This window comes from Nonomuraea sp. NPDC049028, assembly GCF_043197735.1.
Taxonomy (GTDB): domain Bacteria; phylum Actinomycetota; class Actinomycetes; order Streptosporangiales; family Streptosporangiaceae; genus Nonomuraea.
The window spans coordinates 478,032-492,313 of the sequence record NZ_JBICTR010000002.1 but is presented as its reverse complement, the minus strand read 5'-3'; the positions used below and the strand labels follow the sequence as shown (position 1 = coordinate 492,313).

The following is a 14,282-nucleotide window of genomic DNA, read 5'->3' as shown; positions in this document are numbered from 1 at the left end:
CATTTCGATGTCTTGCCATCAAATACCATGCGTCCGATAAAGCGGCCATTGGCCGACGATCGACAGACAATACCGCGTGATCGCCCATCGATCGCGTAAGAACCGCCTCCGCCGTCGATCTTCGGTTTGGTATCGGGCGGGTGGCGCTCCGACAATCATGTCGGAGGTGCCGATTCCACTGGCCGGTGCGGGTGCTGCTGTCAGGGGTGCTCGCCAGTGCGGGTGCTGCTGTCAGGGGTGCCCGCCGGTGCGGATGCTCGGCCAGGGGCGCACGACCATACGCAGCCCAGGCGCGCGCCGACACACGACGTCCCCGGCTCAAGACCGGCAGGATTGGCGCCGAGCCGGAGTCGCGGGTGCAAACGCCTGGTGGCGGACGCCGGCAGCCGAGGGTGCGCGGCGAGTGTGTCCATTACAGAACTGTTGAAGTGTCACGCCTTTGCCGTTCTTATCTGGATAAATTAGGCCGGGCGAATTCCGGGGAGGTGGGCGTGCACAGCCAGCGCGACCTCTACCAGGCGTACCGGCTCACGGTCCAGCGGATCGGCCTGGCGCTGATGCGGGCCCAGCCGAACCAGCCCGAGTGGCCGCTGCGCCGCCAGAACATCGGCTTCCTGGCCGGCGCCATGGTCGCCGTGCTGCTGGGTGTCGGGTTCGCGGTCGTCGGCCTGCTCCGGCCCAGCGGTACGAAGGCGCTGCGAGACCCGGGGACGCTGATCATCGAGCGCGAGACCGGGGCCCGCTACGTCTACAGCCAGCCCCAGCGCAGGCTGATCCCGGTCGCCAACTACGCCTCAGCCCGGCTCGTGCTCGACTCGCCGCAGATCACCGAGCGGGTGGTCGCCAGGGACGCGCTGAGCTCGTACGAGCGCGGCACGCCGGTCGGCATCCCCGGGGCGCCCGACTCGCTGCCGGCCGCCGATCGGCTCGCGAGTGGTCCCTGGTCGGTCTGCGTACAGGAGCGCGAGAGCGACACGGGGCGCAAGCCGTACGTGACGTTGATCGCCGGGCGGCAGGCGGGCGATCGGCCGCTCGCCGAGGACAGCGCGATGCTCGTGGACGTCGGCGGGCAGACCTGGGCGATCTGGCGCGGCGCGCGGATGCGCGTACCCGCCGGGATCGCGCGCGGTCTGAGCGGCACCGACCCGGCGGCCGTGCCCGTGGCCTGGCTGAACGCGCTGCCCGAAGGGCCCGATCTGGCCGCGCCCGCGATCGAGGGGCGGGGCCGGCCGGTGAGCGGGCCCGGTGGTGAGAAGGCCGCCGTGGGGCAGGTCTTCCGGGCCACGGCCGTCGCCGGAGGCGAGCCGCGCTGGTATGTGCAGCTGGCCGACGGCTTGGCGCCCGTCACGCGCACGCAGGCGACGCTCCTGCTGAGCGACCCGGCGGCGTACAGCGGCGGCACCACCGCCGAAGTCAAGATCGACGCGGCGACGGCCAACGCCGCCCCGCGCTCCCGCACCAAGCTCCCCGCCGACGGCTTGCCCGCGTCGATGCCGAAGATGACGGCCTATGACCCGGCGAGCCCGCTCTGCGCGGTCTACGCCGACGCCGACAAGGGCTCGGCCCGCGCCCGGCTCATGTCGGGCGGCACGCTGCCCGCGCCACGCGGTGACGCCACGGATCTGGTACGTCTGCCGCCCGGCCGGGCGATCGTCGCCGGGGTCCTGCCCGGTGACGGCCAGCTCGACGCGGTGCAGTCGTACTACCTGGTGACGGACGAGGGGCGGCGCTACGCCGTGCCGAACGCGGATGTGCTGGGCAAGCTGGGGTACGACGCCAAGCGCGCCACCCCGGTGCCCGCCAACGTGCTGCAGCTCATTCCCGAAGGGCCGGTGCTGGATCCCGCACGCGCCGCCAAGCCGGTGGCCACCGCCTCGCCGGCTCAGTGACCACGAATCGGCTCAGTGACAACAAATCGGCTCAGCGGCAACGAGTCAGTAACCCCGGTAGCCGCCGCCGGTCTTCGTGCCGACGACGCCGGGCACGTTGGAGACCGAGCCGTAGCGTTCGATGGCGTAGCGGACGCCGGCGATGATGTTGTCGACCGGGTTGTAGATGTTCTCGTGCCCCGGCAGCTTCCACCGGTTGAACGTGGGGTCGATCGTCTGCATGAGCCCCTTGGACGGCGTGCCCTTGGCGGCGTTGGAGTCCCAGTTGTTGATCGCGTTGGGGTTGCCGCCCGACTCGTGCCGGATGATGGTCCAGATGTCGTTGGCGTTCATCTTCTCGACCGGGTAGCCCTGCGCCTTGAGGACGTTGACGGCCTGTGTGATCCAGTCGGCCACCTGTCCCTGCGGGGCTGGTCCGCCGCCCGCCGGGGGCGGACCGCTCGGCCCGTATCCCCCGAAACCGGGCAGGCTGCCTCCCTTTCCACTGGCCTGGGCGAGGGAAGTGCCGCTCCCGGTTTGCTGTCGCGACGGGGTCCAGTCCAAGGGCTTCCCCGCGCCTGGGGCGAAGGGCTCTGTGTCCGGCTCCGGCCAGTTCTCGGTGGATTTGCCCAGCCCGCCCAGCAGGCCCCGGATACCGGCCGCGGCCGTGCCCAGCGCGTTGTTCGCGGTCGTCCGCTGCTCCTCCAGCTGCTTGCGGGCGTCACCGGCCAGCCCCTGCACGCCCTCCAGGATCTGGTCCTGCGTGGCCTGCGGGTTCCTGGCCTGGAAGTCGCGTACGGCGGCGGCGTAGTTCTGGCAGATCCCGTTCGCCTGGGACTCGGCCGTCCGCAGGGCCTCGGCGGCCGTGGCCAGGTGCGTGGCGCATTGCGACAGCACGCTGTGCAGCGTGTCGCCGATCTTTCCGGCCCGGTCCATGTACGTGACGAACGCGTCGGCGCTCGCCCCCTGCCAGGCGGCGTCCAGATCGCCGACGGCCGACCTGACCGCGGCGGTCTGGCCCCGGCCGGTGTCGGCCGTCGCCCGCCACACACCGACGACGCGGCCCACAGCGCCGGGGTCGCCCACCAACGTCGCGGCCAGCGTGGCCAGTTCGGCGCCGCCGGGGACGCCCCGCACGTCGTCGATGGCGCTCACCGGCGCACCGCGGCCCCGTCGGCGTCCGTGAACGTCCGCTCCACGGCGTCCAGCGCCTGTTCCACCGCTTGGAGATGCCCGCCGAGCGTCCGCGCGGTGGTCCCGGCGGCCGCGTTCAGTTCGCTCACCGCCGCGGCCAGCGCCCCGGAGTTGTCGAGCCGGCCGAAGGCGGCCTGGTCGATCGCCGCGCCGGACACGGACGCGGCGACCTCGGCGTAGGCACCGGAGGCGTTCTTCGCCGCCGTTCCGCACCCGTCGAGCGCTTCACGGTGATATTTCAGGACCACAGTAGATCTCCTCGGTCAGCACTCAGCGGCGGAAGAGCGACAGCAGTTCCTCCGCCCGGTCGGTGCGGGCGATCCAGACCTCGCGTCCCCGCCGCTCCCTGCTGATCAGCCGCGCGGCGTGCAGCCGGTCGCAGTGATAGGTGATCCCGCTGGGCGCGATCTTGACGTTGGCGGCCAGCATGCTCATCGTCATGGGCTGGTCCAGCTGGCAGAGCAGTTCGGCGCGCACCGGGCCGACCAGGGCGGACAGCTCGTCCACGGCGGGCGCGACGGGCCGGCGCCACAGCGACTCGGCACCGGGGACGGGGTAGGCGATCCACACCGCGTCGGGATGGTCCAGGCTGACGATCACGGCGTCCTTGCCCGCCAGCATCGGCACCAGGATGATCCGCCGGTTGCCCAGCTCGTACGTGCTGGCCTCGATGTCGGCGATCAGCAGGCCGCGCTCGCCGTATCGGATGCGGTCGTTCAGTGAGCCCAGCAGCAGCTCGGGGCCGCCGCGGACGGAGGTGATGCCGACGCGCTCGATCTCCCGGTCGAGCAGGGGCCGCGCCCGCTGCCAGAGCGGCTCGGTGGTGTGCCAGACGTCGTTGAGCGCGGTGGCGTACCCGCGCAGCCAGCGGCCGGGCCGCTCGGCGGCGGCCCTCCAGTGCGTCGGCAGCGATCCGTCGCCGAACGCCTGCTCCAGGTCCTTGATCAGGGATTCGGGCGGTATGTCGCTCAGCGCGCTCACCTGGGCCGACACGGACATGTCGTCCATGGGGGTGATCGGCGCGACGCTGTCGGGCACGACGGAGTAGCCGGGAGCGGCGAGCGGAAGGACCGCCTCGCGTCCCAGCGGGCTCACCCTCGACTGGACCGCGCGCCGCCACAGCTCGGGCAGGCCACGCCGGCGGCCGGCCAGCGCGTCGGCGATCATGGCGAGAGCGGTCAGGTTCGGAGAGATCGACACGGACAGCTGAGGAGCGGAGGTCACTCGTAGCTCGCTCCACACGTTCGTTCTGATTACCGGAGCCCCCACGGGTCGTACTGTAGGCAAAGCTGACATCTCTGGATGGATGCTTCAAATAAGCTGGAAAGATCCGTTGGCACAGGTCGCATGAGGTGGGGGCCGGACCTGCACCTTCCGGCCCCCACCGGCTATGTGGTCACCCTCATGCTCAGGTGATGCGGACGCTCTTGGCCCTCAGTCGCATTGGATGCGCTCCGTTCAGGATGTTCCGCCTGTGCTTGGTGCATAAGGAACGTAAGCCTCAACGCTCACATCTGACTTACAAGTCACTTACAGCCCCACGATCGGTGCGAAGGAGAGCGTCTACCTGCGGCAGGAAATCGTGTTGAACGGCGATGTTCCTTCACCGTTGAACCCGCCGTCAGGCTGCCGTTTCCGGACACGCTGCCGGCGGCCCAGGTCCCAACACCCGTAAACGCCACGGCGGCGTGGGTTCGGTGGCTTTCACCACCGAGCCCACGCCGCCGGTTCGTCGTGCCGATCTAGCTCGCCAGCGCGAGTTTGACGGTCAGGGCGCCGGTCTTATCGGCCTTGGGGTCGAAGAGGATGGTGTAGGTGCCCGTGGCGGGCAGAGTCGTCGCGGAGATGGTGCAGTTGCGGCCGCAATAGGTGGTGGAGCCCAATGCGGTGCCGTCGGGCTTCTTCACCGATACCTGGGCGTCGATGGAGCTGCCGAAACTGGAGTTGGTGAAGGTGAAGGTCACCTTCTGGTTGGTGGTGCCGTTGAAGGTCCAGGTTCCGTTCTGGCCCGGGGTCATGGTGGTCAGGGTCGAGGTGGCACCACCGATGGTGATCCTCACCGGAGAGAGGTCGGCGACCGAGTAGGTCCTCAGCGTCAGCTTGCCGACCTGTTCCTCTCGCGGGTTGTATTCGACGGTGTAGGTGCCTGTGGCTGGCAGGGCCACTGGGTCGAGGAAACAGTTGCGGCCGCAGTAGGTGGCCGCCACCAGCACGGAGCCGTCAGGCTTCTTCACCGTCACCTGGGCGCCGGTGCTGTTGGCGAAGTCGGCATCGGTGAAGTTGAACGAGACGAGCTGGCCCGAGGTGCCGGAGAGGGACCAGGTTCCGTTCTGGCCCGGCGTCGTCGTCGTGAGACTGGACGCGGCGCCTCCGACCGTGACGCTGCCGGTCAGGTGAGTCACCGTGTAGAGCTGAGCGGTCAGCTTTCCGACATTCCCATCCTGCGGGTCGAATTCCACCGTGTAGGTACCCGCCACCGGAAGAGCAACCGGTTCCAGGAAGCAGTTACGACCGCAGTAAGTGGCCGCCACCAGCACGGAGCCGTCAGGCTTCTTCACCGACACCCGAGCACCGGTCGCACTGGCGAAACTCGCTTCGGTGAAGTTGAACGAGACGAGCTGGCCCGAGGTGCCGGAGAAGGACCAGGTTCCGTTCTGGCCCGGCGTCGTCGTCGTGAGACTGGACGCGGCGCCTCCGACGATGACGCTGCCGGTCAGGTGAGTCACCGTGTAGAGCTGCAGGGTCAGCGAACCCGTCTTGGCGTTCTGCGGGTTGAGCTCGACCGTGTAGGTGCCGGTCACCGGCAGCACGGTCGGCTCGAGCAGGCAGTTGACGCCGCAGCGGGTGTCGGCGACCAGGTCGGTTCCATCCGGCTTCTTGACCTTGACCTTGATGTCCGAGCTGGAGGTGAACGTCGAACCGGTGAAGTTGAACGACACCTGCTGGCCCTCGGTCCCGGCGAACGTCCACACACCGTGCTGTCCGGCGATCGTGGTCGTCAGCGTGGACGCCGGCCCGCCGACGGTGACCTGCGCCGCCACGTCCTGCGCCACGAGGTTCACCTGGGCGGAGGCCGAGCCGGTGTAGATACCGGCCGGGTCGACCACCACCTGGTAGGTGCCGTCCGCCGGCAGTACGGTCGCATCGAAGAAACAGGAGGTGGAGCAGGACTTCTTCGGCAGGAAGACCGAGCCGTCCGGTCCGAGCACCAACGCCTGCGCGCTGGTGAACGTTCCGCCCGAGATCGCGATCGAGATCCGCTGCCCGGACTTTCCTGCCAACGACCAGGTCGGGTTCTGCCCCGGCTCGGTGGTGGTCAGCTTGACCGCGGCGCCGCCCGGCGTGAGCGTCCCGGTGACGTCGCCCGCGACGACCTGCGCGGAGATCGAGCCCACGGCCGTTCCATACGGGTCGGCGACCACTGTGTACGTTCCGGTCTCCGGCAGCGTGGAGGTGTCGAACGCGCACGACGGCTGGCAGTAGACCGGCTTGAACAGGTCCGATCCGTCGGGATTGCGCACCGACGCGCGTGCGTACCCGTTGTTGTCGAACGTCCCGCCCGTCAGAACGAACGCGATGCGCTGACCGGCCGTCCCGGCGAACGACCAGGTGGCTTTCTGCCCCGGCCCGGTGGTGGTCAGCTTGACCGGTGCCCCGCCGGCGGTCAGGGAGCCGGTGACGTCGCCCGCGACGACCTGCGCGGAGATCGAGCCCACGGCCGCCCCGTACGGGTCGGCGACCACCGTGTAGGTCCCGGTCACTGGCAGCGTGACCGTGTCGAACGTGCACGACGACTTGCAGTAGGTCGGCTTGAACAGGTCCGTTCCATCCGGGTTACGCACCGAGGCGCGCGCGTACCCGTTGTTGTCCCACGTCCCGCCCGTAAAGGCGAACGCGATACGCTGACCGGCCGTCCCGGCGAACGACCAGATGGCGTTCTGCCCCGGCCCGGTGGTGGTCAGCTTGACCGGTGCCCCGCCGACGGTCAGGGAGCCGGTGACATCGCCCGCGATCACCCCTGCCGTCATCGGCCCCGGCCGCGCGACGGTCGGATCGACGATGATCGTGTAGGTGCCGTCCGCGGGAAGCGTGATGGTGTTGAAGGCGCAGGCCGTCGAGCAGTAGGTGGAGCCGTACAGCGGGGTTCCGTCCGGTTTGCGGACCGAGGCGTAGGCGGAGCTGGTCAGCCCGCTGACCCCGAACGCGATCTGCTGCCCGGCCTTACCGGCGAACGACCAGTACGCGTCCTGTCCGGGAACCGTGCTCGTCAGTGTGGAGGGCGCTCCGAGCGCGACCGTCCCGGTGAGGTCGGTCACCTCGAACAGTTGCAGCGCGAGCGAGCCGGTCTTGGCGTCCTTCGGATCCCACACCACCGAGTAGGTGCCGGTGGCAGGCAGGGTCTCGGTGTCGATGAAGCAGGTCTTGCCGCAGCTCTGCGACGCCAGGACGGCCCCGTCGGGTCGCTTCACCCGCAGGGTGGCGTCACTGCTCGAACTCAGGGTGCCGTCGGTGAACTCGAAGGAGACCTTCTGGCCGGCTGTTCCGGCGAACGTCCAGGTGCCGTACTGGCCCGGCTGGGTGGTCGCCAGCGACACCTTCGGCCCGCCGATCGCCGCGGTCTTGACGACATCGGGCGCGATCGTGCTCACGCTGAGCTTGTAGGCGCCGAACTCGTCCTCGTGCGGTGAAACGCGTAGCCGGTACGCGCCCGCCGCGAGGCTGTCGAGGCGCTTGTCACCGCACAGAGAGTTGGCGGCAACGCTCGCGCCCGCGGCGTTGAACAGCTCCCAGTTGAGCCAGAGCCCCGGGCACTCCTGCGCGTCAACGAAGATCGAACCCTGCTGGCCCAGCGTGAACTGGTACTCGTCGCGCGCGACCTCGCTCTCCAGGTTGCCCGCTCCCGCGGCCGGGACGCCGTCCGAGGCCGCGAACGGCAGCGACACCGTGAACGTCTGTGGCGGCGTGACGTCCAGATCGAGGTTGACGTTGTCGATGCCGAACGCCTGGTTCGAGATGCCCGCCACCCCGGTGGCCGTGGTCTTGAACTCGATCTGGCTCTTGTTGTGGGTGACCGGCATCGTGATCCGGTACTTGGCCCACGGCAGGCCGGTCGCCAGTTTCCCGGTCGCGACGGGCGTCAGCGTACTCGGCGTGATCGTGTACGGGGTGCCGCGGTCGGTCTCGACCTGGACCGTCTCGGTGTCGGTGTCGGACGCCCAGTCGCCGACGGCCAGCAGGTCGAAGCTCAGCGTCCCGCTCTTGTGAGACGGTAGCGACTGCGCGTAGAACCGGTACGAGTCCGTCCCGCTGAACGGCCCGGCGAACGTGCTCACCGTCGGATCGGTCGACACCCGCGACGGCCGCACGTTCGAGCTGAGCGCCCCCTGGAAGTCGATCGCCAGGTCCCCGTTCTCGTTGGCTACCTGCGCCGTCGGGTCGAGGATGGCCTTCGTCTGCTCGGCGGCGGCCTTCGCGAACGAAGTGTCCGCCGTGAGCGCGATGTCCAGGATGCAGTCGTTGAACTGGAGGCCCGCCGGGACGCCGTTCGCCTCGCACTGAGTGGTCGCCAACTGGACCTGCTCGGGCGTCAGGTCGGCGACCGAGACGATCTTGGATGGGAACTGCTTGTTCGTGAAGGTCGCGGTGCTCTGGCCCGGACCGTAGGTGAACAGCGACTCGTTGTCGTCGATCCGCCAAGAGTCGGCGAAGCTGCTGTGCAGCACGGTCGGCGAGGCGTTGGCGGGCAGCTGGGTGCCGTCCCGCAGACGCAGGTCGTTCTTCGGGTCGCCGTCGGCGTTGCCGAGCAGGCCCACGAGGTCGCTGTCGGGGGTCGGCGGCACGTAGAGGCTGGCGGCGCCTCTCCTCCAGGACAGAGCAGGACCGGCCACGCCGTCGAACATGACGGCCCACTTGTCGTCCTTGCGCAGGATGAACGCGTTCTTGCCCAGGTGGAGGAGCTTGCCGGTGTCGAGCGTGCGCTTCTGGTTGTCGATGTACAGGTCGTCCTCGTGGAACTCGACCAGGTGGTCGCCGGCCTCCATCGCGGCGTCGAACATCACCGAAACGTCCCTGCCACCGCTGGCGGGGCTGAGCCGGCCCTGGATCTCCAGGTTCCACTTGTCCGACTGGGCGAGGATGAACTCGCCGACGGACTGCAGGTCGTAGCCCAGTCTGTCCGGGGTGGTGAAGTGCGGTTCGCCCTTCACCAGACTGCCGTGGTGGCTGAAATACCACCACAGGATGAGGCCGACCAGCCCCACAATGCCGAACGCCAGCGCCGCCTCGGCCGTGATGAAGCCGGCGTCGATCAGGAACGCCCTGCCCGCCTGGCTTGCGAGGAACAGCTCGATCTCAGCGGTCAGCTCGGCCGCGGCGAGTTCGACGCTGCCATAGGCGCCGATGTCCTGGGCGAGCGTGGTCGGACCGACGGTCCGGATGCCCCTGATCAGCGGCAGAAGGTAGTCCGGGGGGTCCCACTTGAAGTCGTCGTCGTCCTCGTCCACGTTGGGGATCTTGGCGGGCGGGCTGTTGGGATCCGCCGGGTCCTTCTGCCTCTCGCACTTGCGCTCCTTCTTCACCTCCCGGATGTCCAGGAGGCCGGAGGCCGGCGAGGTGGCCCGGTAGGTGGACAGCTGGTATCCCTTGTCGCCGCCACTGAGCGGGCACGTCTTTCCCTTGCCGTAGACCTGGAACCAGTCCTCGTACCCGCCCCAGCGGTCGAGGACCGACCCGGCGCGGACGCCGTTGACGCCGTTGGCGGCGATCGCCGCGACGTACCGGCCGACCTGGCGTCCCCAGCCCTCATAGTCCGGGTTGCCCTTGACCTTGGCCTCGACCACCTCGGCGAAACTGGTGCCGATCCGGTCGTAGTAGACGATGTCGGGCCGATCGCGGCCGTTGTTGAGGTACGTCTCCCACTGGACGTTCGGGTTGATGACCGCGCCGGGCTGTGCGGGCGGCCGGACGCCGAGGTGGTCGTTCACGTACTTGATGGCGCGCGCCTGCCCGATGGCCTCGATGCCGCCGCCGCTGCTGCACTCGTTGGGCTGCTGGTAGATGTAGGTGCCGAGCGCGGGACGGGCGGTCAAGCAGCTGCTGTTGATGCGGCGGCGGGTGGCGTACATGGCGTTGAACACGCAGCGTTTGTCACCTCTGCCGGCGTTCGACCAGTCGTCGCTGTTCGGGGGGCAGGGGGCGGCGGCTGCGTTCACCGCCGCTGCCGCTGCCGCCATTCTGGCGGTTAATGTCTCGTGGACGGGTCCTAATAAGGACGCCACGAGCACGCCCACCATGATTACGCAGAGACGCCGCATGCACTCACCTCGGATAAATGGGGCATAAATATCGCAGCGGGGAACGTACACCATGAAGATCGGCTTGCGGCAGATCTGGAATCACCACGTTCCGTGATCATTGACTAGGCTGCGGTTCGGATCCGCTCTTGGGAGGTACCGTGGTCGTCCACCGGTCGTGGGAGATCGCATTCGACGCGCCGGCTTCACGGCCGGTGCGGGCGGCTCGGATGGTCGTCGCGGCTCATGGCCTCGATCGGGACGCCGTGCTCGTGCTGGACGCCGACAGCGACGAGTTCGTGACCGTCCCGGGGCTCCCGGGCCACCTCTCCCGCAATACGGTGTCGCTGTCGTCCGACGGGACCCGGCTGGTGTTCCTGTCGCGGCAGGACGACGGCGCCGAACCCACGCGGGTGGTGCTGCACGCGCTCGCCACCGGAGCGCGGCAGGAGTTCGTCTCGGACGGTTTCGTGCGGGCGGCGCTCTCACCGGACGGCAGCCGGATCGCCGTCCTGGCCGACCTGTCGAACGGACCCGGAATCCCCGGCGTGGGCGACGAGATCGTCGGCATCGTGCTGATCGAGACCGCCACCGGCGCCCGGCAACCGCTCTGGTCGGCCGAGGGCTACTGGCAGGAAGACGCCATCAGCTGGTCCCCGGACGGGCGACTCCTCGCCGCCACCTATCTGACACTGGACGACGTCATCACCACCGTCGTCCTCGACCTTTCCGGCAAGGTGATCGGCGTCCACGAGGACCGGGTCGCCCTACCCGGGGCGCACTCCGTCTGGACATCCGACCGCGAACTCATCGTCTACCCGGAGCCCGACGACGAGAGCCCCCTCATCGCGATCGACGTCCCGACCGGAACCGAGCGCCGCTTCACCAGGCGGAACTTCAGCGGCTACCTCGCCATCACCGGTGGCCGGGTCGTGCGTCCGGGATCTTCGCCCGAGCGGTTCGTCACGACCGACCTGAACGACAGCGACGAGCGTCCCTTCCTGACCTTCCGCCCCGCCGTGTCGATCGAGGCCATCGACATCGTCCCATCCGCCGTCAGATGACCCTGGCGCCGTCAGCTGCCTTGATTCTTGCCCAGACGGTGCGCGGGCACGGGGATCGAGGGGAACGGGTTGTCCGGCAGCAGGATCACCCGGCGGGCCTGGTCGCCCTGGAGGGCGGCGTCCAGGTGCAGGAGCGCGGCGCCGATGCCCGCCGCGCCGACCATGTAGCCCGTGTCCGCCGACACCTCGCCGGGGCGCAGCCGCCGATACGCCTGGTACCAGCGCAGTCCCCGCCCGTCGTGGTCGACCGCGCGGCCGATCAGGTGCTCGGCGAGCACGCTCGCGAAGTCCAGGTACGACTTGCGCCCCGTCGCCGCCCACAGCCCCACGAACAGCTCCAACAGTCCGGCCGTGCCGCAGCACTGGCAGGAGACGTTCCAGAAGCCCGGGGTACGGCGGTGCGGGACGCCGCTCTCCACGATGCCGTGCGCCAGCCGCTCGCACCAGGCCAGGTCGTCGGCCTCGCCCGTGACCCGGTACAGCTCGTAGAACAGCCGCGCCACCCCGGCCGAACCCGAGCAGAAGCCCAGATAGTGCAGCCCCCGGCCCTGCGGCACATGGTGCGGCACGGCGGCGCACCTCCCGGCCACGACGCTGACCATCTGGACGAAGCCGGCGCCTCTGCGGGCCGCGTTGAGGAAGAGCGGGTCGCCGGTGACGCCGTACAGGCGGGCGAGCAGGAACGCCGTGCCCGCCGTACCGGACAGGAAGCCCGGGGTGACGGCGTCCACCGGCAGATCGGCCCGGCCACCGGCCGCGTCACCGGGCTTTCCCGGCAGGTCGGAGCAGTCGCCGGGCCAGGCCTGCGCGTCAGGCAGGCCGGTGGAGTCACCGAATCGGTGGCCGGGGACGGCCAGGCGGGCGATGCGGGCGCCCGCCTCGACGGCCAGGTCCTGATAGGCGGGCATGCCGAGCATCGAGGACGCGTGCAGCAGACCGAGCACCACGCCGCCGTCACCGCTCTGCGCGGGATCGCGCGACCAGCCGGGGCCGCCGTCGAGCGGGCGGGCGGAGCGGACGATCCGGTCGGCGGCGGCCACGGCGGCCGCCTCGAACTCCCCGTCCCCGAGCACCCAACCGGCCTCGGCGAGCGCGACCACCGTGCCGGACAGACCGTGATAGAGCGACAGGCTGGTCTGGTTCGCCCAGGTCGCGGAGAGGTAGCGGGCGCCCGCACGGGCCTCTTCGAGGTACGCCTCGTGGCCCGTCGCGGCGGCCAGCTCCAAGAAGAACAGCATGATGCCCGCCGCCCCCGCGTAGAGCGAGGCCGGTTCGGCGGCGAGGGCCGACCTGCCCCGGGGGTCGGGGTTGGCCCGCCAGTGCCGGCCGCGCTCGTCGTCGACGGCCGCCGAGCGGATCCAGCGGCCGGCCATGATGGCGGCGTTCAGCGGTGTCTCAGCACGCTCGCTCGATGAGCGCGTCCGATCCAAGCTCATGCCGCCCATTATCCCACACATTTGGTAGGAAATTAAGGGTTGCCGACACCGCTTTCCGGGCAGTCAGCCGCCGTCGAGGGGTGAGGGCGTCGCGGCGGCTTCCATAGGGGCACGGCCACGGCGCATCATGGTGGTCGCGGCCGACAGCCCGAACAGCGCGGCGCCCGGCGGCCCGATGATCCACATGGGCCAGAAGTACACCAGGGACGCGTCGGACACGCTGAGCATGACCCAGACCACGACGTTGATCGACACCTTCACGGCCCAGATCGCCCAGAGGATCCTGAGCCATCTCGGCAGCGTCGCCAGCAGTCCGGCCGGGACCGCCGCCCCCCGCGGCGCGGGCTGCGGTTTCGCCTTCGCGCGGGGCAGGTCGCCCAGGAGATCCGCCAGTTCGCCGTACGTCACCGCCTGGAAGGCCCGGCCCAGCCGGTCGTCGTACTCCTGCATGCTCAGGCGGCCCTCGGCCAGCGCGGAGCTGAGCCGCTCGGCGACCACCTCGCGATCGCCGTCCGACGCCCGGATCTTTCGCCGCTCGTTCATCGGTTCTCCTTGAGCGTGGAGTCTTTCGGCGTGAGCCGTGGGGAGGATGTCGCGGTCTCGCGGGCGAGCAGGCGGTCGATGGCGGCCCGCTCGGCGTCGTGGGTGTTGTCGTCGTCGCGGCGGCGCTCGGCCATCGCGGTCAGGTACGGCAGCACGGCCGGCCGGTCGACGGCGTCCGCGAACGCCTTCGCCATGAGAAGGCGCCCGGCCCGCCGGACCGGCCCGGACACGGGGGCGGCGGCGATGATGAGCCAGGTGCACGCCACGTCGGCGGCCGGCGCGCCACGGCCGGCGTTCGCCCAGTCGATGACCCGGGGGCCGTCGCCGGTGACGAGCACGTTGCCGGGGTGCAGGTCCAGGTGGAGCAGGTTGTTGCCGGGCGCCCCCTCGGCGGCTGGCAGCCAGCCGGGCGCGCGTACGGTGGCCAGTCGCTGGAGCAGTTCCACCAGGAGGCGCCCGTACGCGGGCGCCCGCCACGGCCGCCGGGTGGCGTCGCGCGACACGCTGACGCCCACGACCCGCTCCATGAGGATGTCGGCCCCGTCGGCGTCGAAGACCTCGGGCGCCGGAAAGCCCTGCCTGCGGGCGTGCCGCATGACCGACGCCTCGCGTTCGAGGCTGCGGCCGTCGCGGGCCCGCCGGATCACCTTGCCGGTCCCGGCCTCGTACACGTCGCAGTCCTGCCCTGCCGCGAGCAACGTTCCCACACGCATGGTGGTCAGATTATGCGGTAAAGGTGAGTCATTCTAGTTGTGCGATAACTGGCGCACTGGCAGCAAATTACCGTCATTTGATGACAGTGGACCTGTAGTGCGGATTTACCAGTTGTGGCGACAAAATCCCGCAGAAGGTCAGTGGCCTACTGTTTCCGGAACTTCCTGCCAT

General features: G+C 69.6%; 9 protein-coding genes. 2 read left to right on the top strand and 7 right to left on the bottom strand.

What is annotated here, in order from left to right:
• Positions 1–491 precede the first annotated feature (491 nt).
• The gene (gene eccB / locus ACGFJ2_RS08415; RefSeq protein WP_393466086.1) at positions 492–1,889 is read left to right on the top strand and encodes a type VII secretion protein EccB; all 1,398 of its coding nucleotides are present in this window, start codon (positions 492–494) and stop codon (positions 1,887–1,889) included.
• Positions 1,890–1,934: 45 nt separating this feature from the next.
• Here eccB and ACGFJ2_RS08410 read toward each other — a convergent pair whose 3' ends face one another.
• From ACGFJ2_RS08410 to ACGFJ2_RS08395, 4 genes are all read right to left on the bottom strand, one after another.
• Entirely contained in the window at positions 1,935–3,023 is a 1,089-nt protein-coding gene (locus tag ACGFJ2_RS08410; protein ID WP_393466083.1) for a transglycosylase SLT domain-containing protein, read from the bottom strand.
• Positions 3,020–3,310, bottom strand: coding sequence for a hypothetical protein (locus tag ACGFJ2_RS08405; protein WP_357942126.1), 291 nt, complete (start codon positions 3,308–3,310; stop codon positions 3,020–3,022). Before ACGFJ2_RS08405 ends, ACGFJ2_RS08410 begins: the two co-directional genes overlap by 4 nt.
• 22 nt (positions 3,311–3,332) lie before the next feature.
• Positions 3,333–4,331 carry a winged helix-turn-helix domain-containing protein gene (locus ACGFJ2_RS08400; RefSeq protein ID WP_357942124.1) on the bottom strand — a complete coding sequence of 333 codons (999 nt, stop codon included), beginning with the start codon at positions 4,329–4,331 and terminating at the stop codon, positions 3,333–3,335.
• 473 nt (positions 4,332–4,804) lie between these two features.
• The gene (locus ACGFJ2_RS08395; RefSeq protein ID WP_357942122.1) at positions 4,805–10,198 is read right to left on the bottom strand and encodes a VWD domain-containing protein; all 5,394 of its coding nucleotides are present in this window, start codon (positions 10,196–10,198) and stop codon (positions 4,805–4,807) included.
• Positions 10,199–10,515: 317 nt separating this feature from the next.
• On the opposite strand from ACGFJ2_RS08395, the gene ACGFJ2_RS08390 reads away from it, so the two are divergent.
• Positions 10,516–11,418: a hypothetical protein gene (locus ACGFJ2_RS08390; RefSeq protein ID WP_357942120.1), complete on the top strand. Its 903-nt coding sequence runs from the start codon at positions 10,516–10,518 to the stop codon at positions 11,416–11,418.
• Positions 11,419–11,429: 11 nt separating this feature from the next.
• Here the strand turns inward: ACGFJ2_RS08390 and ACGFJ2_RS08385 are convergent, their stop codons facing one another.
• From ACGFJ2_RS08385 to ACGFJ2_RS08375, 3 genes are all read right to left on the bottom strand, one after another.
• On the bottom strand, positions 11,430–12,854 hold the full coding sequence (locus ACGFJ2_RS08385) for a lanthionine synthetase LanC family protein (RefSeq protein ID WP_358177403.1): 1,425 nt from the start codon (positions 12,852–12,854) through the stop codon (positions 11,430–11,432).
• Positions 12,855–12,917: 63 nt separating this feature from the next.
• Entirely contained in the window at positions 12,918–13,397 is a 480-nt protein-coding gene (locus ACGFJ2_RS08380; RefSeq protein ID WP_357942116.1) for a DUF1707 domain-containing protein, read from the bottom strand.
• On the bottom strand, positions 13,394–14,110 hold the full coding sequence (locus tag ACGFJ2_RS08375) for a phosphotransferase (RefSeq protein WP_357942114.1): 717 nt from the start codon (positions 14,108–14,110) through the stop codon (positions 13,394–13,396). Before ACGFJ2_RS08375 ends, ACGFJ2_RS08380 begins: the two co-directional genes overlap by 4 nt.
• Between the last annotated feature and the right edge of the window lie 172 nt (positions 14,111–14,282).